At 36.2% G+C, this 23,941-nt stretch carries 26 protein-coding genes; 10 read left to right on the top strand and 16 right to left on the bottom strand.

Features of this window, described 5'->3' with window-relative positions; genetic code table 11:
- Positions 1-35 precede the first annotated feature (35 nt).
- The 5 genes from AC1PJ9_RS15845 to AC1PJ9_RS15825 all read right to left on the bottom strand — a co-directional run bounded on the left by AC1PJ9_RS15845 (position 36) and on the right by AC1PJ9_RS15825 (position 5,776).
- A complete protein-coding gene (locus tag AC1PJ9_RS15845) occupies positions 36-215 on the bottom strand; it encodes a hypothetical protein (RefSeq protein WP_263613549.1) in 180 nt (59 codons plus the stop codon).
- Positions 216-819: 604 nt separating this feature from the next.
- Positions 820-1,839, bottom strand: a complete 1,020-nt coding sequence (locus AC1PJ9_RS15840; protein ID WP_311071403.1) for a fimbrial protein — start codon at positions 1,837-1,839, stop codon at positions 820-822.
- Positions 1,836-4,373 carry a fimbria/pilus outer membrane usher protein gene (locus AC1PJ9_RS15835; RefSeq protein ID WP_311087785.1) on the bottom strand — a complete coding sequence of 846 codons (2,538 nt, stop codon included), beginning with the start codon at positions 4,371-4,373 and terminating at the stop codon, positions 1,836-1,838. The genes AC1PJ9_RS15840 and AC1PJ9_RS15835 overlap by 4 nt, the downstream gene beginning before the upstream one ends.
- A gap of 55 nt (positions 4,374-4,428) precedes the next feature.
- Complete coding sequence (locus tag AC1PJ9_RS15830) at positions 4,429-5,169, bottom strand: fimbrial biogenesis chaperone (protein WP_263613552.1); 741 nt, start codon at positions 5,167-5,169, stop codon at positions 4,429-4,431.
- A 70-nt stretch (positions 5,170-5,239) separates the two neighbouring features.
- A complete protein-coding gene (locus tag AC1PJ9_RS15825; protein WP_311071398.1) occupies positions 5,240-5,776 on the bottom strand; it encodes a fimbrial protein in 537 nt (178 codons plus the stop codon).
- A gap of 446 nt (positions 5,777-6,222) precedes the next feature.
- Between AC1PJ9_RS15825 and AC1PJ9_RS15820 the strand changes: the two genes are divergently transcribed.
- A complete protein-coding gene (locus AC1PJ9_RS15820; protein WP_311087784.1) occupies positions 6,223-6,573 on the top strand; it encodes a hypothetical protein in 351 nt (116 codons plus the stop codon).
- Positions 6,574-6,639: 66 nt separating this feature from the next.
- Positions 6,640-6,852: a hypothetical protein gene (locus AC1PJ9_RS15815; RefSeq protein ID WP_002050123.1), complete on the top strand. Its 213-nt coding sequence runs from the start codon at positions 6,640-6,642 to the stop codon at positions 6,850-6,852.
- 45 nt (positions 6,853-6,897) lie between these two features.
- On the opposite strand, the gene bioB is transcribed toward AC1PJ9_RS15815, so the two are convergent.
- Positions 6,898-7,887, bottom strand: coding sequence for a biotin synthase BioB (gene bioB / locus AC1PJ9_RS15810; RefSeq protein WP_002049782.1), 990 nt, complete (start codon positions 7,885-7,887; stop codon positions 6,898-6,900).
- A gap of 87 nt (positions 7,888-7,974) precedes the next feature.
- Entirely contained in the window at positions 7,975-9,075 is a 1,101-nt protein-coding gene (gene queG, locus AC1PJ9_RS15805; RefSeq protein ID WP_311071393.1) for a tRNA epoxyqueuosine(34) reductase QueG, read from the bottom strand.
- 26 nt (positions 9,076-9,101) lie between these two features.
- On the opposite strand from queG, the gene AC1PJ9_RS15800 reads away from it, so the two are divergent.
- Positions 9,102-10,562 (top strand): NAD(P)H-hydrate dehydratase, encoded by a 1,461-nt coding sequence (locus tag AC1PJ9_RS15800; RefSeq protein ID WP_311087783.1) that lies wholly within the window; start codon positions 9,102-9,104, stop codon positions 10,560-10,562.
- A gap of 4 nt (positions 10,563-10,566) precedes the next feature.
- On the opposite strand, the gene ruvC is transcribed toward AC1PJ9_RS15800, so the two are convergent.
- The gene (gene ruvC / locus AC1PJ9_RS15795; RefSeq protein WP_002121356.1) at positions 10,567-11,112 is read right to left on the bottom strand and encodes a crossover junction endodeoxyribonuclease RuvC; all 546 of its coding nucleotides are present in this window, start codon (positions 11,110-11,112) and stop codon (positions 10,567-10,569) included.
- A gap of 193 nt (positions 11,113-11,305) precedes the next feature.
- Here ruvC and AC1PJ9_RS15790 point away from each other — a divergent pair, with 193 nt between their 5' ends.
- Together AC1PJ9_RS15790 and AC1PJ9_RS15785 are read left to right on the top strand one after the other, a co-directional pair.
- Complete coding sequence (locus AC1PJ9_RS15790; RefSeq protein ID WP_311071389.1) at positions 11,306-11,899, top strand: helix-turn-helix domain-containing protein; 594 nt, start codon at positions 11,306-11,308, stop codon at positions 11,897-11,899.
- A complete protein-coding gene (locus tag AC1PJ9_RS15785) occupies positions 11,896-12,441 on the top strand; it encodes a GNAT family N-acetyltransferase (protein WP_311071387.1) in 546 nt (181 codons plus the stop codon). Before AC1PJ9_RS15790 ends, AC1PJ9_RS15785 begins: the two co-directional genes overlap by 4 nt.
- A 71-nt stretch (positions 12,442-12,512) precedes the next feature.
- Here the strand turns inward: AC1PJ9_RS15785 and blaOXA are convergent, their stop codons facing one another.
- The gene (gene blaOXA, locus AC1PJ9_RS15780) at positions 12,513-13,337 is read right to left on the bottom strand and encodes an OXA-51 family carbapenem-hydrolyzing class D beta-lactamase (protein WP_311087782.1); all 825 of its coding nucleotides are present in this window, start codon (positions 13,335-13,337) and stop codon (positions 12,513-12,515) included.
- 391 nt (positions 13,338-13,728) lie between these two features.
- Between blaOXA and AC1PJ9_RS15775 the strand changes: the two genes are divergently transcribed.
- Positions 13,729-14,289, top strand: a complete 561-nt coding sequence (locus tag AC1PJ9_RS15775; protein WP_311071383.1) for an FxsA family protein — start codon at positions 13,729-13,731, stop codon at positions 14,287-14,289.
- 69 nt (positions 14,290-14,358) lie between these two features.
- Here AC1PJ9_RS15775 and AC1PJ9_RS15770 read toward each other — a convergent pair whose 3' ends face one another.
- On the bottom strand, positions 14,359-14,550 hold the full coding sequence (locus AC1PJ9_RS15770; protein WP_311071381.1) for a hypothetical protein: 192 nt from the start codon (positions 14,548-14,550) through the stop codon (positions 14,359-14,361).
- A gap of 259 nt (positions 14,551-14,809) precedes the next feature.
- Here AC1PJ9_RS15770 and AC1PJ9_RS15765 point away from each other — a divergent pair, with 259 nt between their 5' ends.
- Positions 14,810-15,058 (top strand): hypothetical protein, encoded by a 249-nt coding sequence (locus tag AC1PJ9_RS15765; RefSeq protein ID WP_311087781.1) that lies wholly within the window; start codon positions 14,810-14,812, stop codon positions 15,056-15,058.
- A 121-nt stretch (positions 15,059-15,179) separates the two neighbouring features.
- On the opposite strand, the gene metK is transcribed toward AC1PJ9_RS15765, so the two are convergent.
- Positions 15,180-16,346 (bottom strand): methionine adenosyltransferase, encoded by a 1,167-nt coding sequence (gene metK, locus AC1PJ9_RS15760; protein ID WP_311071379.1) that lies wholly within the window; start codon positions 16,344-16,346, stop codon positions 15,180-15,182.
- 525 nt (positions 16,347-16,871) lie between these two features.
- Between metK and tkt the strand changes: the two genes are divergently transcribed.
- Positions 16,872-18,860, top strand: coding sequence for a transketolase (gene tkt, locus AC1PJ9_RS15755; RefSeq protein WP_263613562.1), 1,989 nt, complete (start codon positions 16,872-16,874; stop codon positions 18,858-18,860).
- Between the two features lie 58 nt (positions 18,861-18,918).
- On the opposite strand, the gene AC1PJ9_RS15750 is transcribed toward tkt, so the two are convergent.
- Positions 18,919-19,326 carry an OsmC family protein gene (locus AC1PJ9_RS15750; RefSeq protein WP_311087780.1) on the bottom strand — a complete coding sequence of 136 codons (408 nt, stop codon included), beginning with the start codon at positions 19,324-19,326 and terminating at the stop codon, positions 18,919-18,921.
- A 214-nt stretch (positions 19,327-19,540) separates the two neighbouring features.
- Between AC1PJ9_RS15750 and AC1PJ9_RS15745 the strand changes: the two genes are divergently transcribed.
- Positions 19,541-20,131 carry a YceI family protein gene (locus AC1PJ9_RS15745; RefSeq protein ID WP_087605545.1) on the top strand — a complete coding sequence of 197 codons (591 nt, stop codon included), beginning with the start codon at positions 19,541-19,543 and terminating at the stop codon, positions 20,129-20,131.
- Positions 20,132-20,177: 46 nt separating this feature from the next.
- Here AC1PJ9_RS15745 and AC1PJ9_RS15740 read toward each other — a convergent pair whose 3' ends face one another.
- Positions 20,178-20,768: a lecithin retinol acyltransferase family protein gene (locus AC1PJ9_RS15740; protein WP_087605546.1), complete on the bottom strand. Its 591-nt coding sequence runs from the start codon at positions 20,766-20,768 to the stop codon at positions 20,178-20,180.
- A gap of 187 nt (positions 20,769-20,955) precedes the next feature.
- Between AC1PJ9_RS15740 and AC1PJ9_RS15735 the strand changes: the two genes are divergently transcribed.
- A complete protein-coding gene (locus tag AC1PJ9_RS15735; RefSeq protein WP_311071371.1) occupies positions 20,956-21,702 on the top strand; it encodes a phosphodiester glycosidase family protein in 747 nt (248 codons plus the stop codon).
- A gap of 35 nt (positions 21,703-21,737) precedes the next feature.
- Here the strand turns inward: AC1PJ9_RS15735 and AC1PJ9_RS15730 are convergent, their stop codons facing one another.
- The 3 genes from AC1PJ9_RS15730 to AC1PJ9_RS15720 form a co-directional block, all read right to left on the bottom strand.
- Complete coding sequence (locus AC1PJ9_RS15730; RefSeq protein ID WP_002050077.1) at positions 21,738-21,968, bottom strand: hypothetical protein; 231 nt, start codon at positions 21,966-21,968, stop codon at positions 21,738-21,740.
- A 248-nt stretch (positions 21,969-22,216) separates the two neighbouring features.
- Complete coding sequence (gene trmA, locus AC1PJ9_RS15725; protein WP_311071368.1) at positions 22,217-23,302, bottom strand: tRNA (uridine(54)-C5)-methyltransferase TrmA; 1,086 nt, start codon at positions 23,300-23,302, stop codon at positions 22,217-22,219.
- 106 nt (positions 23,303-23,408) lie between these two features.
- Complete coding sequence (locus tag AC1PJ9_RS15720) at positions 23,409-23,882, bottom strand: GrpB family protein (RefSeq protein ID WP_311071367.1); 474 nt, start codon at positions 23,880-23,882, stop codon at positions 23,409-23,411.
- Positions 23,883-23,941: the final 59 nt, after the last annotated feature.

Below are 23,941 nucleotides of genomic sequence, written 5' to 3'. Positions count from 1 at the left end.
TTTTTCCTTATGTATCTATCAAATAAAAAGATTCTTTATTCGTCGGGAAAAATCCCTGCATCTTCTCGTGCTTGTTTTAAAGCTAGAAAAAAGCATAGTAGAAAAAGTAATCCAATAAAAAATAAGAAAAAATCTAAATGACTAATACCTATACCAATTCCGAAAGCCCCTAAACTTAATAATAAAATACAAAAGATTTTCCAAAAAATAAGCATGCGATTTTATAGTAAAAACTTGAAGTTAGGCTGTAATTGAAGAATATTTCTAGATTTGTTTATGTTTTTTTTCTTATAGGTTATGTAAAGCTTTATAATTTATGGAGTTACATACTATGAAGGTTTGCTTTTATGTCAAACTATCTACTTGAGAGATTTTTTAATTATATTTCACATTAATCTCTATAAAATTCATATTTTCTTAATTAATAGAATGATAATTCTTTAGAAAGCCTGTAGAATAGGAAGTCTAAATTTTATTTTCAATTAATTTTTGTTTAAAATTAACCGGTTAAATGGTTTTATCAAACTTTTGTTAAAAAAAAGACTTGATATTTAAGCTAAATTTTGAAATTATAGTCATGCAAATTGTGATCTATTTCCCACAATTTGTATTTCAGGTTAAGTGGTTATCACTAATGCTCATGAGCTTTATTCGCTTATGAGCATTTTTTTAGCTTATTTATTAGTAAAATTTAAAAAACAATTCATATTAAAATTTATTTTTTTAGTATTAATTAAAAATTATTCCTACAATTTTTTCATTCAATATATCTAACTATGTTCCGGTCAGAGTCATTACTCAGAATGTACCAAAACTATTCTAATCATATTGAATCGTGACTGTGGCATTAGCTTTGACTTCTCCAGCGGTGACATTGGCAGCAGTTTGGTAGTAACGTGCAGTTAAGGGGACATCATATTGAACGGTTTGGTTAGAGCCTACAGTACCAATCCCTAGTTTATTTCCTTTTTGAATCGTGTTGTTTGCACCGTTCATATTCCATAGAAGCTCTACACCAACGCCGTTTGCTTTAGTTGATTCAGCAGCGCTGTTGTTAATGACCTGACTGTTTGAAGTGTCAGAATTATAGTCAAAGCTTAAACTTAATGTGTTACTTGTAGGTACACCCGAGTTATTTTCGCCACCATTACACAGAATGGATAGGTTAAAGTTTTTCTCGCCTTGAGTTGATCCGATAGCTCTAAAGCTTGATTTTGTCACAGTAGGAAGTTCGACAACCGTATCTACGCCATTTTGGATTTCACAAGATGATGATGCAATGAGAATAGGTGCACTTCCTAATACTGTGGTTGTTAAGAACGGGCGATTTTGTTGTCCTGTTACATAATAAGTACTATAACGACCAGCCACTAATGCTCCAGAACCTGTAGTGGCAGCGGTTTTAATTACTTCCAAGACAATATAACCTGGAGAAAGTGTATATGTTGTATGAGGCGTCAATGTAAGTTTATAAGGGTAATAGCCAGAAGCGTTTGAAGAGTCTGTTACTTCACGGTAAATTCGAATGCCTATACCCGGAATATTTGTAGCATAAACATTATTGCCTATAGGACTAATTGGATAATTTAGAGGTAGAGCCGCTGTAATTTGGTCACCGGGGCGGTTACACGTTGCAGTAGAATTATTGGGTGAAATGGTAAAAGTATTCTTTTGTAGAACTGTCCCGATTGGATCGGTCGGACGAACTACAATGGTACCAATCGTTATTGGAATATCCACTGTGGTAAAACCTTTACTTAAAGTACAGTTTGCATAGGCTTGGTTATAAATAAAGAAACTCGTGATTAATAAGCCACTCTGTATAAGCATTTTTTTCATTTGCAGATTGCCTCTGTCATAATAATTGATTGTTTTTCCTGTGAGATTTTTGATTGAATGTCATATTCAAGTTGACATTCTTCGGTATTACTTTCTCCCCATTTCACATAAAGATGATCATGGGTCAGAGGAGTACGTAAATAAATGCGACTACCTTGAGCTACCATTCCAACCACTTCATTATTCTGGTTAAAAACTTGTGCCGCGAATGGCAGATGACCACCATTAGGCGTTTGGGTATTAATAAAGAGTGCGTACCCCGTTTTTGTTGAGAAATCGACTTTGGTTATTGATCCTGCATAAGGTGCAATACGGTGACTTGTTTCTGAAAGTTCAACATTTGATGGCATTCCTTGAGGGTCAAGGCTAATGTCATTCAAACGATACGGGGTAACATAAGGAATAACTGCATAACCTTGTTTATTAATGCTTAGACCAGACGTGTTGCCGACTCGCGCACCGGTGGCTTCGGGTGCATAGACCAATACCATGGTTTGCACTTGATCTGGTCCAAATAAAAGACCTTTAGAATGGGCAACTACACTTCCGTTTAAATTGACCATTTCCTGTTGATATGCGTCGGATTGACTAAATGATGCACCTACAGTTGTGTAGTTGGTCCGGTAGGTACCATTAATATTTGCGCTGGTTTGACCTTGATCTTGATATGAAATGGATGAGCCATATTCAAAACGGTTTCCGATATAACCGCTCATCCCTAAAGTCTTACTATCTTCTGAAATAGAACTATTAAAGTTAATTGTGTTTTTCTTAATTTTAAGTGGAAAAGATAGGGACAATAAATATTGCGTTTCATGACCTGACCGTTGATTTTCTAAGTCTAGCTCATGAGTCATTGCGGAAATACTGTAGGTTAAATCTCTAAATTGATTGCTATATCCAAATTGAAATTGTTGATTACGATGAGGTTGATTCCAGTAACTAATCCATGAACCTACCAAATAAAAATTGCCCCATTGATGTGGAAGACTTTGATTTAATGTGACCTGAAATTCACTTTTTTGTTTACCTACAGAAAAACTATCGATATTTCGTTGTTGTAAATCTTGAATTAAAATTGAATCTCTTAATTTTAAATAATTTTCGGTTGAGTATCTGTAGGTTGCCAAAGTTAAATTTGTATTCGTTGGCGTAAATAATCGATTATAACTTAAACGGTAACTTTGCCCTTTAAGTGTAGGCTTTTGGTCAAAATCAGCATTCGATTGAGTTGCATCAAATGCAATTGCACCAATTGGAGTTGCAAATGCGCTACCTATGAGAAAAGACTGGTAGTGCTCGGTTGCCTGAAACCCTGCATAACTTGTTAAATAGTTATTAATGCCTCTTTGATATTTCCCTTGTACCAGCCATGGATTTAAATTGATATTGGCATCTCTAAACTGTCCCAGAGTAAAAGAATAACGGCTCATCTTTGGGCGTAGCATCTCTACTACAGAAGCGTAGGGAATAGAGAACTTTTGAATCTCTCCATTGGTCTCGTATATAGAAACTTGTAGTTCACCACCAAAACCTGTCGGGTAAAGATCGTTAATTTCAAAACTTCCGGGTGTAACAGTAGCTTGATAAATTAAATTTCCCTGTTGGCGTACTTCAACTTTCGCATTGGTCTTTGCATAACCCCGAATTTGTGGAGCATATCCAAGCATACTGTTAGGCAGCATGCGGTCATCACTTGATATGTTAATTCCACGATAAGGTAGGGCATCAAAAAAATTACTATTGGTAAAGTAATCACCTAAAGTAACAACACTATTAAGCTTAGGAAATGCTTTTTGGGCATAAGTATTATTTGATGTATAGGAAGAAGTCTTTTCTGAGATTTCGTTATGATCTTGCCATTTCCACTGCCCAGTATGGCGTAACTGCCAGTCATAGAGATTTATCCCGACATTTGTACCCATAAAAGCATGATTTGTTTCATGGTCATTACTTACAATACGGTAGGCAGAAGCATTGTATGCAAAAAAAGCAGCGTTTATACCACGATCCCATAAACGTAGGTCGACGTATCCTTGAGCATTTTTTTGTAAAGCAACTTGAGGGATCGAAATATCAAGTCTTAAACGAGAAGTATCAAATTGATAAAAAGCATCGTTGACCCATTTTTCTAAATCACTACAGGTAGGTAAATTATTTGCTTCCCGATGAAGAATTTCTGATTTAACCCCATATTCTAAAAGCATATCTGCGGTAAAACAGGTTTTTGCATTTTCATTGGAACTTGTAGTTTTAAAAACAAACTTTCTTTTACCTAACCATTGTCCATTAATATATACATCAAGACTATATTCGCCCGGTAAAATAGGATTGCCGTATTTAAATCGACCAATGTCGATTTTCTGTGCATTTCCTACTAAAAAGTTAGTATCAAAGTCTGCTTTTAGTATATTTTGCCCACTCATATTATCTGATGCATATGCGACTAAGGGCACATTAATCGCTATGCTTAATACTAGATAATAACTAGTGCGCTTTTTAAAGCATGTGCTGAGCATGAACCATTCTGACATAGTCTTTATGCCTATTCATAAATAGGTGTTTAAGTTTTTAAAAAGATAGATAGGTTTAGAACTTTATTGTTTTTTCAATTCGCCCGCCGTAATCATTTATATAAACAAAGCTCATATTCGTTATATTGCTATTTTTAAGTTTTATCTGATCTTCTGAAAATGGAGCAATCATCAGACCTTGTTTTAATAAGTCTGTTTTTTGATGATTCTGTTCTTGAAAAATTGAGCTTATTGTAATGTAAAAGGGAGTAGGGTTTTTAATAAGCAATGTTTCCCCGTTTTTTACCCACTGGATTTTTTCACTAAAAGTATCAATATTTTCTTTTAAATTTACTGGTCGATAAAAGAATTTAATTCGTGAACGAATCGCTAATTGAAGAAAATTATTAGGTAATGCTTCATTATTTTCTTGTTTTTTCCCTTCTGGTCTTGGGGGAATATCTAATACATTAAGCCAGAAAACACTTTCTTTATTTTGGTTTAATTGAGACGCATTGGGTAGCGCAGTAATTCGTAAAGTTTGACCTTTAGATGGTTCGATGCGTGAAATAGGAGGTGTAATAATAAAGGGTACATTCGACTCATCGGGAGTCGATTTAGCATTTCCGTCATCAATCCAAGCTTGAACAAGAGAAGGAGCTGTACCATTATTGCTGAGCTGTAAGCTGACTTCTCGGGCGTCCGATGGGTATATTACACGTGTACCATGAAGTACTATTTCAGCATGTCCTGTAGTAGCAATTACGGCTTGAAGACAAGCCATTCCCCAAAAAAATTTACGACCACGAAAAAGCATGAGTCATATTCTCAATAACAAATAATAGATGAGATATAGCTTCTATTTAATAATAGAAGCTGGTTTTAAATTATTGATAAATAATCGTGTATTTTACTTGTGAAGTTACAGTACCAGCAGTAGATGCACCAGTCGCATAATATTCAGCATAATAATTAAGATCAGCATTACCACCAGCAGAAACATTTACCCATTGAGAGTTATCCTGTGCACCTGAAATTCCTTTAGCAAGTACAGGAATTACTGCATTATTGCTCCCTAATAGTTGAATATTGACATTAGCAGCTGCACCAGAGGTAGCTTGGTTTAATAAGCGGCCAGTATTAAAATCGACAGTTGCGCCTGGTTCAAAATAAGTCGCAACTTTTCCAGCTGAAGCACAATTGGTTAAATTGATTTGAAAAGGAGTGCGACCAGCAACATCACCTGCATTTTTTAAAGATTGAGATGATACTGTAGGTAAATTCACAGTAAGGTTTTTATCACCTGTATCAATTGTACAAGTATTATCAGTTACTAAACCATTAATAGTAATTGTACCGTCCGCTGCTTGTGCTGCTGTAATATTAAAAAGCGTAGCTGTCGCTATAAAAATAAATTTTTTCATGAAATCCCCGAAATATCCTATAAGTATAGATTGCTTACTTTTCAGTGCTTTTATTCTGATCAAGTAGTGCGGTGGAAATATAGCACCTTTCAATTAAAAAACAAGAATAACATTATATTTTTATATATTTTGATTGATTATTTTTTAATAAATAAGTTTATTTTAATTGTGATTTATACCATTTGGTAAAATACATTAAATTTATTTTATTTAAAATAAATTGATAATGAGTTTAATTTAAGTTGTTGAATTTAATTAATTTAAGTTTTTCTTTAAAAAGAAATATAAAATGTATGTTTCCTTATTTATTTAAGTAATTGTTTTTTAATGATAAAATTGTTTTGTTTATATTGCTTAAAGATATTTATTTTTTTAAGAATTTTTTAAGGTTTAATTCCTAGTGTTTTAGTTGTAATTCAATAAAAGATCGTCTGGAGTTTGTTTCCATGAACAGCATGAAATACAGTTATAAACCAAATTATTTTTTCTTTGCTCATAAATTAGTCTTATTTTTAAAAGACTATTTACTTAAACATCCTACAGAACAGAATACGACGTTTAACTTACAAACAATTTATGATGTCTTTAGCCATGACTTGGCATCTAGTACAACGAATTTAGAAGGCATTTTAAATATTGTTGATGAGTATGTTCTAGAAACTGAAGAAGGGCTGTTGCCACTGATTAGCAGATACTCAATCAACTTAAAAAGTCATGTACTTTCTTTAGAGTTTTCACCTAAGGCGTTAACTAGCTTGTTGTCAGGTCACTCATTGGTAAACCCTAAAGCTGCCTAAGGAAATTTCTTTTAAGCTCTGAATATCTCGGATAAAATTTACTTGGTTTTTTTATTAGAGTTATTCATGAGCAAAGACTATAAAGCTTTGACTTATATCGCGGATGAAAATATTTCAGATACCATTCTATGGCTTTTAAACCACCAAGATGTTTTTGAATCTTTTCAGTTTGATGTATTGAGCCAAGAATTATCGGTTACACATGCGGCAGGTAGGGATATTATTCGAGTTGGAACCTTTCTGAATGCTACTTATGGAATATTAGTCACTTCTGTATAAATGGAAAAGCCCTGAATGATCAGGGCTTTTCTATTCTTGATGCTGTTAAGCACTCATTGCATCTACTGATAAATCAGAAACAGTTGGTTTTGGCTTTTCAGCAGTTAAACCAAGTTTGTTAAATAATGCTTGGTCTTTACCTTCACCTGCATTTGGAGTGGTAAGCAATTTATCACCCGAGAACAGAGAGTTCGCACCAGCCATAAATGCTAAAGCTTGATCTGAATCACTTAAGGATTCACGACCTGCTGATAAACGGATATAGCTATGTGGCATAACAATACGTGCTACAGCAATTGTACGAATCCACTCAATGACATCTAGTTTTTCAACATCAGCTAGTGGTGTACCTTCAATTGGAACTAGCATGTTAATTGGCACAGATTCTGGATGAATAGGTAAGGTCGCTAGTTCATGCAATAGGCCGATACGATCTTCACGGCTTTCACCTAAACCAACAATACCACCACTACATACTTTCATACCTGCTTGACGCACATAGTCCAAAGTATTTAAACGGTCATCAAAAGTACGAGTACTAATAATGTGAGAATAGTACTCACGAGAAGTATCAAGGTTGTGGTTGTAATAATCTAGACCAGCATCTTTTAGGCGTTCTGCTTGTGATTGGTTAAGCATACCTAAAGTCATACAGGTTTCCATACCTAATGCTTTAACTTCACGTACCATTTCTAAAACATACGGCATATCGCGTTCATGTGGGTTACGCCAAGCAGCGCCCATACAAAAACGAGAAGAACCTGAATCTTTTGCAGCTTTTGCTTCGCTAATTACTTTTTCAACAGCAATACGTTTTTCTGCTTCTAATTTTGAATCGTAATGTGCAGATTGAGAGCAATATTTGCAATCTTCAGGACATTTACCCGTTTTAATCGATAAAAGGGTGCTGACCTGAATTGTATTGGCAGTGAAGTGCTCACGGTGTACTTGTTGAGCCTTAAAAACTAAATCCAAAAAAGGTTGTTCATATAGAGCTTGGATTTCTTCACGAGTCCAATCATTACGTAGAGTCATTGTCATATCCATGATGATGGCATTAATTCACTGTACATAATCATACAGAATTCGTATTAAAGCTATAGGGCAAAAAACATCATTTTTTTAATTTGATAGCTGAAGTTGATTAAGTTGCTGCTCAATTGCCCAATCAATATGCACATTGACGATTTCGTCATGTAAATTTTTGCCTTTGTGTAGTTGATCTACAATTTCTTCTGAATATGGCGCATTACCCATTCCAATAGCGATATTGCGTTTAAATGATTGATAACCTGTGCGACGTATTGGACTACCTTCGGTATTGGCTAAAAAAGTAGCTTCATCCCACTGCCAAATCTCGAGCAGACTAATGTTATCTAAACCATGTCTAGGGTCGAAATCGGTAATAGAAGCTTTTTTTGCAAAGCTATTCCAAGGGCAGATTAACTGACAGTCATCACAACCAAAAATTCGGTTACCAATACCTGCACGCAGTTCTTCAGCAATAATTCCTTTATATTCGATAGTTAGGTATGCAATACAACGTCTAGCATCGAGCATATAAGGTTCGACAATCGCTTGCGTTGGACAAATGTCGATACACGCGCTACAAGAGCCACAATGTGCTGTTGCAGGTTCGTCAAAAGGTAGGTCGAGTGATGTAAACAATTCACCTAAAACGAAAAAAGAACCCGACTTTTTATGAATGAGCAAAGTATGTTTACCCGTCCAACCCATTCCAGCACTTTCAGCTAGTGATTTTTCAAATATAGGCGCCGAGTCAGCAAAAGGGCGTGACTCAAAATCTCCTACTTTTTCACGAATTCGTGTTGCTAAAGTTTTCAATCTACCACGCATCACCTTATGGTAATCACGGCCACGTGCATATCGGGCGATAATGGCTGAGTTCGGTTCAAGTGGTACATATCGTGGCTTTGGCGATTCCACCAAATAATTCATACGTACGCAAATAATACTTTTTGTGCCCGGAACTAATAAGGTCGGATCAGCTCGCTTTTCTAGGTTTTCTTCTAGATAAGTCATATCTGCATGATAACCACGTTCAAGATACTCTAAAAAACGTGGCATTTGCTCTTGAGCATCTGGTTTTGCGATGACACAATCAGCAAAACCCAAGTCTAATGCTTGAGCTTTGATCCATGCTTTTAATTCATGAGGATCAAGTTGTTGCACTGCAATGCGTGATGTGTCGGAAGATGTCATAAACCAAAATGCAAGAGGATAATAATATGCAGGCGGTAGTTTACCATAGCGATGATATTCGAGCATGGGAGCAGCGCTGGTTTGCTGCACAAAACTCATCATTAGGCTTAATGCAGCAGGCAGCTTGGTCAATCACTCAACAGCTCATCGCAATTTTTGAAAACCAAAATCTTAAGAATATTGCCGTCTGGTGCGGACAGGGTAATAACGCAGGTGATGGCTATTTTATAGCAAGTTATTTAAAACAAGCTGGATTTCATGTAGAGATATTTGCGGCTGAGTCGGGCGACTCAACTGATTTACAACATGCCGTCGATTTTGCGAAGGAAAATGATGTTCAGGTTCACCAAAGTTTCGAGGTGAGTAAAACCTTTGATTGCCATATTGACGCATTATTTGGGATTGGTTTAAACCGTCAGTTAAATGATGATTGGCAAAATGCTATTCAACAATTTAATGAACAAGTTGGACTAAAAATCTCGATTGATATACCAAGTGGTTTGCATGCAAATACAGGACGTGTCTTACCTTCAGCAATAAAAGCTGACCATACTTTTGCTGTTTTAGGTCTTAAGGCAGGATTATTTACTGGGCAAGGTAAAGAGTACGTAGGGCAAGTTCATTTAATTAATTTGATTCCGGTAGATCAAGAGCTAAAACCTTTAGCTTATTTAACACCTATAAGTATTAAACTTCCTAAACGTATGGCTTTTGGGCATAAAGGAAGTTATGGACATGTTTTGGTGATCGGTGGGCATGAGCAAATGGGTGGCGCTGTCATTATGGCTGCTGAAGCTGCTTTTCATGCGGGGGCAGGTAAAGTGACTGTGATTTGTCATCGCAACCACCATCAGGCCATTTTGTCACGAGCTCCTAATATTATGCTCCGTGATATTAATGAGCTCGAAGAAAAGGACATCAAAGATATTTTGTCTCAAGTCGATGCAGTATGTTTTGGAATGGGACTGGGCCGTGATGAATGGGCACAGCAAATTTATCAGCAATGGTTTAATTTATTAAATCAGAGTACACATCTAGAAACTGTTTTAGATGCAGATGCTTTATGGTTTCTTGCCAAGCAGCCTGAAAAATTGGGTGCACACGTTTATGCGACGCCTCATCCAGGAGAAGCTGCTACCTTACTGGGTTCTTCTACAGCGGAAATTGAAAATGACCGAATTGCTGCAATTTATGCGTTGCAACAAAAATATATGGGTCAATGGGTGCTTAAAGGGGTTGGTAGCTTAATTTTAGAGAATAACTTGTACATGTGTACCCAAGGTAATGCTGGTATGGGAACTGGTGGAATGGGGGATGTATTAGCAGGTATGATCGCGAGCTTAAAAGCCCAGTTCCACAAAGGTATTGCATTACATGAGATAGTGACTCTGCATGCCCAAGCAGGTGATGAACTTGCAAAACACGGCATGCGTGGTTTACAAGCTTATGAAATGAATCAGGCAATTACTCAAGTCGTGAATCAATAAAGCTTTAACGTCTACGGCTACTCGAGCGGCTCCGTCCACGTGCCATACCACCTAAAGCATTTAAGACCGAAAGCTTACTCATACTTCCCGATGCATGAGCATGGCAAATGGCAGCCGCAAGGGCATCGGCTGCATCGGATTGCGGTTTAATGGTCAGATTAAGTAATCGCATAACCATCATTTGTACTTGTTCTTTATCTGCGGCGCCATAACCCACTACAGATTGTTTAATTTGACGAGCAGTATATTCTGCAACCTGTAAATCTAAATTAACTAATGCGGCTATGGCTGCACCACGGGCTTGTCCTAGTTTTAAGGCAGAGTCTGGGTTTTGGGCCATAAAAACTTGTTCAACAGCAGCTTCTGTTGGGCCATGAAATTTCACAATTCGCTCAACGCCAGCGAAAATACGCTTTAAGCGCTCTGGCATTTCTTGAGTTTCTGTTCGGATTGTACCGGCATCGACAAAACGCAGTTTACTACCATCTTTTTCAATGATTCCATAACCTGTTAAGCGTGAACCTGGGTCAATTCCAATAATCAATGCCATATGAAGACTTGTATAAATAGTTTAGAGAGTATTGTTACATAGCCAAAACGGTTCTGCATGGGTAATTTAAAGAATGCTGTGATGAACGGTTATTTTTCGGTTTTTATCGTACCAATTTATATTTTTAAAATCATTTGATGTAATTCTATTTTAGTGGAATACTTATCTATAATTGTGGAATAGAGTCTGATGAATGGACGATATTAATATACGAATTGCACATCGTATACGAGAGTTACGTTTAGCCCGTGGGTATACTTTAGACGTACTTGCAGCCCGATGCCAAGTCAGTCGTTCAGCTATTTCTTTAATTGAAAGAGGGGAAACGAGTCCAACAGCAGTCGTGCTTGAAAAACTAGCCAATGGACTTGAAGTACCCTTAACTCAAATTTTCACGAACGAAGCAACTAGTTCATCTCCTCAACCATTTATTCACCGAAATGAACAAGCTGAGTGGCGAGATCCGGAAACTGGGTATGTTCGCCGTACCGTATCACCACCAAATTTAAAACTACCATTTCAAATTGTTGAAATTGAATTCCCGCCTCATTCTCGAATTACGTATGAAATGAGTGAAAGCTCTAAAGTAGTACAACAGCAACTTTGGATAGTTGAAGGGCAAATTGATATTCAATTAGGTGAAAATTCTTACGCATTAGGTCAAGGGGATTGCTTGGCTATGCAATTAGATCAACCTGTTATATACAGCAATAATTCATCACAAGTCGCGCGCTATATTTTAGTCGTCTCTAATCAACTCGTGTCTGCTCTTAAGGAAGCTTTATGAACTATTTCCTCGATTCTAATTTTCGCTTAATTGACTGTAATGAGGCAGAACATGCAGCAGCAATATTAGAGATTCTCAATGAGGCAATTATTAACTCTACTGCCCTATATGACTATGTACCGCGCTCGCTTGCTTCAATGCAAACCTGGTTTTCTGTAAAGAGAGAAAATGATTTCCCTATCATTGGGGTTATAAATGAATCGGGTAAATTATTAGGATTTGCTAGTTGGGGAACTTTCAGAGCTTTTCCAGCTTATAAGTATACAGTTGAGCATAGTATCTATATTCATCATGAACATCGTGGCTGTGGGTTGAGTAAAGTTTTAATGCAAGCGTTAATTCAGCGAGCTCAAGAAGCCCAGCTTCATGTACTCATTGGTTGTATTGATGCGACAAATCAAGCCAGTATAGGCCTCCATGAAAAAATGGGATTCACACATGCGGGTACTTTTAAACAGGTAGGTTTTAAGTTTGGACAATGGTTAGACGCTGCTTTTTATCAGTTAATTTTAAATACACCATTTGAACCTGTTGATGGGTAAATTATCAAATTTTTTGTTAGACAATGGCTCAGTTCAATATAAGAAAAACTGAACTGGGGCATAGCGTAGGTTTATAAAATACCTAATTGTTCTAAGCTTTTATAAGTAATCTCTTTTCGAACAGAGCTAGGTATTCCTTTTTTCATTTCTAAATTGAGAGAGAACGCTACAATATTCCCTTTAGGTTGGATCACCCAGCCAGTTAACCAACCCACTTGTGGGTCTACATCCCATCCCCAGCCACTTTTTGCGTATATTTTATTTCCATTTTTTTCTTCTATGAAAAGCATGGATTGAACTTGTTCTTGTACATTTTGACTAAATGGAAGGGTTTTGTTAGCTAACCTATAGGCAAATTGTGCTTCTTGTTGAGGTGTAATTTTTAAAGGGCCGACAAGCCAAAAATTATCGACTTGGGTGCCAATATTAGTATTGCCATAATCTACACGTTTTACCTCAGCAGACATGAGCTCAAGTCCAATACGACGAGCTAAATCTTGATAAACTGGAATAGCAGAAGCCTTCATAGCATCGCCTAGTGTCATATCCTTTTCCCATTCAGGAAAGAGTCGCTTTTTTCCATCCCATTTGAATATTTCTGTTGTGGTTACCTTATGGTGCTCAAGGCCGATTAAAGCATTAAGCATTTTAAAGGTTGAAGCTGGTACGTACTCTGTTGAAGCTCGAGTAAGATCGTTACCATAGCTTTGTTGTGTTTGACCTTGTTGAATAACTAAAACACCAGTTGTATGTGCTTCTTCAAAGATGTCTTTAATTTTCTGCGCTTTTTCATCTGCTTTTAAAGCACTATTATTTGGATTTGCGGTCACTATATAATGCGAGCAGGCAGAAATAAGAAGAGCGCTTGTTACCAATAAGATAGCTTTAATATTCATGCGATTTATAAAATTAAATTTAAAGTTTAGCTAATTAATGTAACTTGAGTGGATCAAATATTAGATATCAAAAATGTAAGTTAGATTTTAGAAAAATGTCGATAATAGATAAAAAAACGGCTAATTTTTGAAAAAAATGCAATCTTGTAGAAAAAACACTTGATAAAGTCGTTATAGCACTCATTAATAATAAAGTATGGCTATTTTATTAATTTAGAATCAGTCTTATTGATAGTATTGCAGAATGTTGGTTTAGCGGTGATTTGAAGTTACAAGAAAACATTGTCTAAGCTTTACAGCCTTTTTAATCCTATTTTCAACTGAAAATGGTTTATGGGTTAGATGGTGACACCTGCAATGAATTTTCTTTTTGAGATAGATAAAGTTTTACATGAATTTACTTCTTATTGTGGTTCTGGGCGCGATTGTTGAAATTGCCGTATGGATTGGCGTAGCACAGTTCATCAGTGGATGGTATGTGTTTTTCTGGTTCATTATTGCTTTCTTTATTGGTCTAACGCTTATTCGTAAAAGTACGGCTGGTATTATGCCGCAATTACAACAAATGCAGATGACTGGGCAATTAGGCAGTGATCCAACTGTGACTAAAAAACTAGCATATGCTTTTGCAGGTTTTTTATTGATGGTGCCTGGATTGGTATCAGACGTTTTAGCGCTCTTAATTCTAATTCCGGGCGTACAAACTGCGTTCCGTAATATCGCAATGAGAACACTCGCAAAGCGTCAGCAAGCTATGATGGAAAAAATGATGGGTGGCATGGGCGGTGCTGGCGCTGGTCAAAATCCATTTGCTGATTTAATGCGTCAAATGCAGGACATGCAAGGTCAACAAGGTGGTGGTCAATATCGTGGCGATTCAAGTATTATTGATGGTGAAGCACGAGAAGTTACCCCAGACCATAAGAAAATTGAACATAAAAATAAGGATTAATTAATTCCTTATATAAAAGATAAAAGGCCTAAATCTTAAATGTTTAGGCCTTTTTTAATGTTATATGCGTTATTCATCTGAAGTTTTAGGAGTATCCATGTCAGCTGGTGCTGCTACAGTTTGATTTTCTTCTGACTTGGTTTGAGGTTGATACTTGTTTGAAGGCAGACTTGCTTGCTTGTTTTCAGACTGTTGATATTTCCGGCTTCTATTGGCTCTTTCACGAAAGCCACCTTTATTAATGAGCTGTGTGTGTGACATAGATTGGCCTAGAAAAATAAACTATTTATGCATTTTAGCAAATTCAGCAAAATATCAAAATAAGAAAAATAGTACAGAAAAAATAATATTTAATTTATCTCTTTGTATAATCTAAATTTTTTAAAAATGAACGCATTGTTCATTCAGATTGAATTCTCTTTTCATTTCACATAGGATAAATATAAAGGATGTATAAATTAAAAATTGTAGCAAACCTATTAAAACAACAACGGTTGAAGTGAGGGAAGGAGGGTTACCTATGCTATATCAATATCATTGTGCATGTTGTGACAAAGTCGTGGCATCAACAGATAAATCATGTCCGTATTGTGGTTCACACCATATTCGAAGCCCGTATGGGTTATGGATGTTTTGTGTGATGGCTTGTCTAGCTGTAGTCGTTGTATTCAAAGTTGTCCATGTTTATATCCAGAATCATCAAGATACGCCTACGCAATCGACTTTGTTGGATGTACTAAATCAAGGTGATAAAACTACGAAACAGTAGTAGTGCTTAATTTGCTACATACTTATTCAATAATGTGTGTTGGTTGGCTTATTGCTTAGTTTTAACAATATATAAAAATAATAAAAAAGCCCGCATTGAGCGGGCTTTTAATATATGGGACTTAGAGGCCCGCAGCATCTTTAAGTACTTTAACTTTGTCAGTTTTTTCCCACGTAAATGCAGAGTCTGAACCTTCACGACCAAAGTGACCATAAGCAGCTGTTTGCTTATACATTGGTTGAATTAAGTTAAGCATACGAGTAATACCAAATGGACGTAAATCAAAATGTTCACGTACTAATTGAATAATTAACTCATCAGAAACTTTTGCAGTACCGAAAGTATTGATTGAAATAGAAGTCGGCTCTGCAACACCAATTGCATAACTCACCTGAATTTCACATTTGTCAGCAAGACCAGCCGCAACAATATTTTTAGCAACATAACGACCAGCATATGCAGCTGAACGGTCTACTTTAGATGGATCTTTACCAGAGAATGCACCGCCGCCGTGACGAGCCATACCACCGTAAGTATCAACGATGATTTTACGACCTGTTAAACCACAGTCACCTACTGGACCACCGATAACAAACATACCAGTCGGGTTAATGTGGAATTTAGTAGCAGCATGGAACATTTCAGCAGGAATGATCGGTTTGATAATTTCTTCAATTACAGCTTCTTTAAGCTGAGTTTGACTAATTTCAGGATCATGTTGAGTAGAAAGTACTACTGCATCTAAACGTACAGGTTTGCCATTTTCATAAGCAAAAGTTACCTGACTTTTTGCATCTGGACGTAACCATGGTAATGCACCTGAACGACGAAGTTCAGCTTGACGCTCCATTAAACGGTGAGCGTAAGAAATAGGAGCTGGCATAAGCACGTCAGTTTCACGACTTGCGTAACCAAACATTAAACCTTGGTCACCGGCACCTTGATCTTCAGGTTTTTGGCGATCTACACCTTGTGCAATTTCTGGTGATTGTTTACCAATCATGTTGATGACTGCACAAGTTGAACCATCAAAGCCTAGATCTGAATGGTGATAGCCGATACCGTTAACAGTTTGGCGAACAACAGCTTCTACATCAATATTCGCAGTAGTTGTGATTTCACCTGCAAGTACAACAGCGCCTGTTTTTACCAGTGTTTCACAAGCAACACGTGCGTATGGGTCTTCTTTTAAGATTGCATCCAAAATAGCGTCGCTAATTTGGTCGGCCATTTTATCGGGATGACCTTCGCTTACAGATTCCGAGGTAAAAACAGCGTACTCGCGCATGAAAGTCCTATCTTGGTTATTTCAAAAAGACATAATATGTTACATCGACTTGAGCTTGAGGACCAGTTCATACTGACTAAAAAGCATGAATTTATTTCATTTCTACTATGTTTTAATTGATAAGTGTATCAGTAAAATTGATATAGTCATCTGATAATTAAATATTTTTATAATAGACGACGCTCATAACGCATAAATTTTAAGCATTTGATTTTGCGAAAAATTAATCAACAAAATTTAAACTGTGAAGTGAAATAGTATAAATAAGAAAGATAAATTCATCTTTATAGGCTTTTTATAAACATCAAATGCCTACAACAGTTCATTAGAGAATAGCGATAAAACGTATTGTTTTATGCAACTTAAGAATCTAAATGTTTTTTGAGTAACCAAGAAATAGTTAAAAATAAAGAAATATACAGTGTTGGGGTTTACCCCTAGGCGTTTTTTTAAGACAATATAGCGGCATTGAATGGTTATTCATCTTCTTCTTTTCATCAATCTATTAAAATTGGATTCTGATCTATGACGACCCCTTTAAACGAACGTCGTATTGCAAACGCAATTCGTGTATTGGCAATGGATGCTGTGCAACAGGCAAACTCAGGGCATCCAGGTGCTCCAATGGGGATGGCAGATATTGCTGATGTCGTCTGGCGCGAGTTTTTAAATCACAACCCAACTAATCCACAATGGGCAAACCGTGACCGTTTTGTTTTGTCAAATGGCCATGGCTCAATGTTGCAATATGCTTTGCTTCATTTAACAGGTTATGATCTTTCAATTGAAGATTTAAAACAATTCCGTCAATTGCACTCAAAAACTCCTGGTCACCCTGAATATGGTTATGCACCAGGCATTGAAACAACGACTGGTCCTTTAGGTCAAGGTATTGCAAACGCTGTTGGTTTTGCGTTGGCAGAAAAGACTTTAGCTGCTCAGTTCAATAAAGATGACTTAAAAGTAGTTGATCACTTCACTTATTGTTTCTTGGGTGATGGCTGTCTAATGGAAGGTATTTCTCACGAAGTATGTTCATTGGCAGGTACTTTACAGCTTGGTAAATTGATTGCTTATTATGATGACAACGGCATTTCAATTGATGGTGAAGTAGAAGGTTGGTTCAGTGATGACACTGAAGAGCGTTTCAAAGCTTATGGTTGGCAAGTTCTTCGTGTAGATGGCCATGATGCTGATGCTATTCGTCAAGCAACAGTTGAAGCTAAAGCAGAAACTCAAAAACCAACGATCATTATTTGTAAAACAATTATTGGTTTAGGTTCTCCAAACAAACAAGGTAAAGAAGACTGTCACGGTGCGCCATTAGGTAAAGATGAAATTACCTTGACTCGTGAAGCTTTAGGCTGGACTGAAGAAGCATTTGTTATTCCTGCTGATGTATATGCTGCATGGGATGCTAAAGCAAAAGGTAACGAAGCTGAAGCAGCTTGGAATGAAGTATTCGCTCAATACCAAGCAAAATATCCAACAGAAGCAGCTGAGTTACTTCGTCGTATTAGCGGTGATTTACCAGCAGAGTTTTCAGCTCAAGCAGATGCATTTATTCGCGAAACAAATGCTAAAGCTGAGACTGTAGCAACTCGTAAAGCAAGCCAAAACACATTACAAGCATTTGGTCCTTTATTACCTGAATTATTAGGTGGTTCTGCGGACTTAGCTGGTTCTAACTTAACACTTTGGAAAGGTTGCCAAGGTGTTCAAGAAAATCCAGCTGGTAACTACGTGTACTATGGTGTACGTGAGTTCGGTATGACTGCAATCGCGAATGGTGTTGCATTACATGGCGGCTTCATTCCTTACGTTGCAACATTCTTAATGTTTATGGAATATGCACGTAACGCAGTGCGTATGTCTGCATTGATGAAACAACGCGTGATTCATGTTTATACACATGACTCAATCGGTTTAGGTGAAGATGGTCCAACACATCAACCAATTGAACAAATTGCTTCTTTACGTGGTACACCAAACTTAAATACTTGGCGTCCTGCTGATACTGTAGAAACAGCAATTGCATGGAAATCTGCTTTAGAGCGTAAAGACGGTCCTACAGCACTTATTTTCTCTCGTCAAAACTTGCCATTCCAAACGCGTACTGAAGAACAAATTCAGAATGCAGCAAAAGGTGGTTATGTTCTTGCTCAAGAGAAAGGTGAGTTGAAAGCAATTATTATTGCTACTGGTTCTGAAGTTTCTTTAGCAATGGAAGCTTATGCTCAACTTGAAGGTGTTCGTGTTGTTTCTATGCCATGTGCTGAAGAGTTCATGAAACAAGATGCTGCATACCGTGAAGCTGTATTGCCAGCTCATATCCGTGCACGTGTAGCTGTAGAAGCTGCTCACGTTGACTACTGGTGGAAGTTTGTTGGTCTTGATGGCAAAGTAATTGGTATGACAACTTATGGTGAATCTGCACCAGCAAAAGATTTGTTCCAATTCTTTGGTATTACAACTGAAGCTGTAGTAGCTGCGGTAAAAGAATTAACCGCTTAATGATTTAACTGAGCAGAAGAAAAAAGCGTCCTAACTAGGGCGCTTTTTTTTATAAATCTTAAATATTAAGCTCAGTTTGAATCGAAATATTAGAAGTTAAAAGCTTATGAATTGGGCAGCTTTCAGCAACTTTTAAAAGACGTTTATGTTGATCTTCAGTAAATTCACCCTTTAAAGTAATTTTACGTTTAATGTTATTTTGACCTGCTTCCGGATCACCATTTGGATTTAAGGCTAAATCGACTTGTACATGCTCAAGCTTAATCCCTTTGTGACTTGCATACATTTCTAATGTAATTGTAGTGCAAGCACCTAAAGCTGATAATAAAAGCTGAACAGGGTTCGGAGCTGTATCTTGTCCACCTTTATCAGTTGGTTCATCTCCAAACCATTGATGACCAGATGGATCGGTAAGTGTTACTCGGTAAGGAGTAGAAGTGCTTTGTGCTTGAACAGTGTTAACCATGTTTTACCTTGTTATTTATCAATAAAATCGAAGTAAAAACCAATAAATCTGAAAGTTTCTAATAGAAAAATATCTATACTTTATAATATGGGTTTTGAATAACAACTGTAACGCTTTTATTGTTGCATGGATGAAACATATCGTTTTATAAAGAATAGTGAATTTAATTACTTGATGTATACACTAACGACTATATCAATAAAGGATACGAAAAATGCATCTTAAGACATTAAGCTTCGGTTTGGCAGTGGCATTGGCAAGTACAGTTACATTAGCTGCACCAGTGGACTATAAAATTGATCCAACGCATACAGCGACTGTTTTCTCATGGAATCACTTTGGTTTTTCAACACCAAGCGCTAACTTCTCGGACATCCAAGGTGTAATTAAAGTTGATAATGCTAAACCAGCAAATTCTTCTGTAAATGTGACAATTCCTTTAAGCAGCGTAAATACAAACGTACCTGCTTTAGATAAAGAATTCCAACAAGAAGCTTGGTTTAATGCAGCTAAATACCCAAATATCACTTTCAAAAGTACAAAAGTAGAAACTAAAGACAAAAAGCACTTCAAAATTACTGGTGACTTAACTGTTAAAGGTGTAACTAAGCCAGTTGTACTTGATGCTGTTTTAAACAAACAGGGTGAACACCCAATGGCAAAAGTTCCAGCGATTGGTTTCAACGCGACAACTTCATTCAATCGTTCTGAGTTCGGTCTAGGCAGCTATGTGCCAAACGTGGGCGATAAGATCACTGTAAACATTACGACTGAAGCAACGGCAGCTAGTGCAGCTAAAAAATAAGTTGTAAGTTTTCTAAAAAAGTCCTCAATGATGAGGACTTTTTTAATTAGATTGGTTCTTTTTTATCTGGTTCTATAAAAACTAAAGGTTGAGAAGGATCTACATTTCTTTTTTCGGCTTTTTCTCTTAAAAATTGATAAGTTGGTACTTTCATTTTTGCCTGATCACGTAATTTCTTTTTAATATAAAGAACAAGAGCAAAGCAGGTAGTTGCAACGGTCAACATCATGCCATTCATATAACTCATAATTGAACTTACATAGCCTATTGTGGTTAGACGATGCATCATACGTTCAACTTGGGTACTGCTTTCTATACCCGTAATTGCCCAACTACATAAATGTTCGCAATTATTAATGATCAGATGATAATGGTTTTCGTGCATGCGTGAGCGCATACGCCGTACAACAACTTTTCCTTTGTAACGTGGAGCATCGTAAGAACGTACATGAATTTTTTTGCCATGGGAAAAGGCATCTATTGATGTGATTTCAATAGGACGTTTTTTGATGAAATGTGCTAGGCCCGAATAATGAATAACTCGACCTCTCCCAGCGTAAATACCATGATGGCTATAGCCGAGATGTTTTACAATAAGATGAGCCCCTAAAGGGTAGCGTTTATTTGTTTGTTGCATATTCACGCTGATCCAATAAAGTTTTGATCACTTTTATTAAAAGCTGTTCACATTATAACGAATATGGTTGTGTTCTAGTGTATTGATTAGGTGGAATAAGCGACTTTCGGGTATACATCACATAAAAGCATTTTTACTTAATAAAGTGTTCTTATGAACAGAAAATGACATATGAGGTTTGTCATTAATGAAAATATTAATACTGTGTATTATGAACTTTATAGTTTTTGTGCAATATGCTTTAGCTGTAGAGTATCAACAAATTGAAAATGCTGCCGATGATCAATTTGAAGTCATTGAAATTTCTAATTTAAATCAACTACGTCTGTTTTTGAAGAATCCACAGACTAATCAATATTATAAAAGCTTCGACAATATTCGGCACCAACTCAAATCATGTGAACAGCTTACTTTTGCAATGAATGCAGGAATGTTTCATTCCAACTTTTCTCCGGTAGGGTTGTATATTGAACAAGGGAACGTTATTCAAGCATTAAATGAAGACAAAGGATGGGGAAACTTTTTTTTGCAGCCTAATGGGGTTTTAGCATGGAATAAAAGACAAGCTGTTATATGGACAACTGAACAATATAAAGCAAAGGCTTTTCAACCGGATTATGCGACACAATCTGGGCCTATGTTAGTAATGAACGGGAAAATAAATCCCTTATTTCTAGCAAATAGCGATTCAAAGAAAATACGTAATGGAGTAGGTATAAAAAATAATAAGCTATATTTTGTAATATCTAAAAATAGAGTGAATTTTTATAATTTCGCTGAATTTTTCCAAAAGAATTTAAAAGTAGAACAAGCTCTTTATCTTGATGGTTCTATCTCTAGTCTCTATCTGCAAAAGAATAACCGTAATGATAGAAAATTTTATATGGGACCTATTATTGGTTTAGTCAGTCATGCAATTTGTGCAGTCAAATAAAATGCAAAAAAGCCAGTACAGGACTGGCTTTATAATTAATGAATAGATGGTTTTTGAATGAGTTCATTTAACTCTTTTCGGCTATACCCACGGGAAATAAGAACTTTTTTTATTCCCATAATGACATCTTCATCTGTTGCTTGTGCGAGCGCACTTAGAAGTTGTTCATTAGTTTTACATGAGCAGTCATTTTCAACACAAGCAGTTTGATTCTTATGCTCGTTATGCTGTTGATCTGCTAAGAACAGCTTTTGCCAAAAACTCATAGAGCCTTCATATACAACCTAACATAGATCGAAATATAGCCAATTTAAATTAAAATACAAGTCTCTATAAGTGATAAATCCACCAGTTGAACTAGAGAATTTTCGATAGTAATGGTTGAGTTAAACGAAATTATGACGAATAGATGACTTGATATTTTTTTTAAATTTAAATACTTAATGAAAAAATGTTGAAAAATAAGGAGATATTTAATCTCCTTATAAAATAGTGTTACATTGAAAAATTTTGTTTAAATCTTCTCAAGTAATACACCTGACTCAACATGATGCGTATAAGGGAACTGATCAAATAAAGCAAACTTAGTCACTCGATGAGTTTTTGTCAGCGTTTTTAAATTTTCATATAAAGTGTCAGGATTACATGAAATGTAGATGATACGCTCAAAACCTTGTAAAAGTTTTAAAGTTTCATCATCAATTCCTGCACGCGGAGGGTCTACAAATACGGTATCAAAGTCATAACTTTGAATATCAATATTTGCTTCTTGCAGACGGCGGAATTCGCGCTCACCCTGATAGGCTTGAGTAAACTCTTCAGCTGAAAGACGAGCTACTTGAATATTATCGATCTGGTTTTGTTCAATATTCCATTGAGCCGCATAAACTGATGATTTAGCAAGTTCGGTAGCAAGTACGCGTTCGAATTTTAGTGATAATGGAAGGGTAAAGTTACCGTTACCACAATAAAGTTCTAGCAAGTGTTTTTTCGAACCCTCAGCTGCATCACATGCCCATTGCAGCATTTTTTTGCAAACTTGTGCATTCGGCTGGGTAAAACTGCTTTCAATTTGTTTGTATTTGAATGTACGGTTTAAAAGTTCAAACTCTTCTACAACAAAGTCATCGCCAATAACAACTTTCTGACCTCGGCTACGGCCCATAATTTTAATATTTAGTTTTTCAGCAAGTGCTTTAGCTGCTTGTTCCCACTCCTGATTAAGTTTACGGTGATAAATCAGGGTAACTAGCATTTCTCCACTAAGTGTTGCGAGAAAATCAACTTCAAATAAACGCTGTGAAAGTAAAGGTTCTGCTTTGAGCTCTGCTAAAAGGCGAGGCATTAAATCATTAATGCTTTTGTCTGCAATAGGAAACTCGTCTATGCGAACAACTGTTTTTTGTTTGTCTTCATCGTTACGTTCAAACATAGCATAGAACATATCATTTTCTGTATGCCAGATCCGAAACTCAGCACGCATACGGAAATGTTGTTCAGGTGATTCAAACACTTCTAATGTAGGTGGTGTAAATTCAGAAAATTGAGTAGTAATGCGATCAATTTTAGCTTGAAGTTGTTGACGATAAGAAGAGGTCATAGACAAAGAAAATTTAGACAGAATCAAATAGTGAATGGTATCAAAAAAATCGCGCTTGCAGGAGCCAATTTTAGTCAGATATTCATAAAGAAATAGGGCACTTAAATTAGAGATGATTTAAGACGCGGTTAATAAAATCTGATTTTATTTTTCTATATTGATCATGGTCTAAATGGCTACACTCCAATTTTAATTGATTATATTCTTTCACCAAGAGTGGTGAGTCTATAAGCTTATTTCTAAATATTAAGAAAAATGTGAATACTGAATTGGTTACTACAATTTGAAATGCAACATCATCGTTGTTGAGTGATTCGAGCATACAAAGCTCGTGTGTTCTAAGCGTATTTTGTTTCTCTATAAAATTAAGTGTTTTTAACTGGTTTATTGCGAATTCAAATTGGTCAGGCATAACTTCAATATAAATATCTAGATCACCTTTGGAAATTGCATTAGGTATTGCAGAAGAACCTATATGCTCAACTTTGGCAAATGGGAGAAGTGTGGAAATATCTTTTTTATACGAATTAAAAAGTTGAATACATTTTTGTTGATATTGCTCTGATTCTAAAAAGATCATTATGAAATTCTCTAATCGATAACATTTATATATTTAAAAATAGATTACTTCATTAAACA

It is taken from the genome of Acinetobacter sp. 70_2 (assembly GCF_056736115.1).
This window is presented reverse-complemented; position numbering and strand designations above follow the sequence as displayed.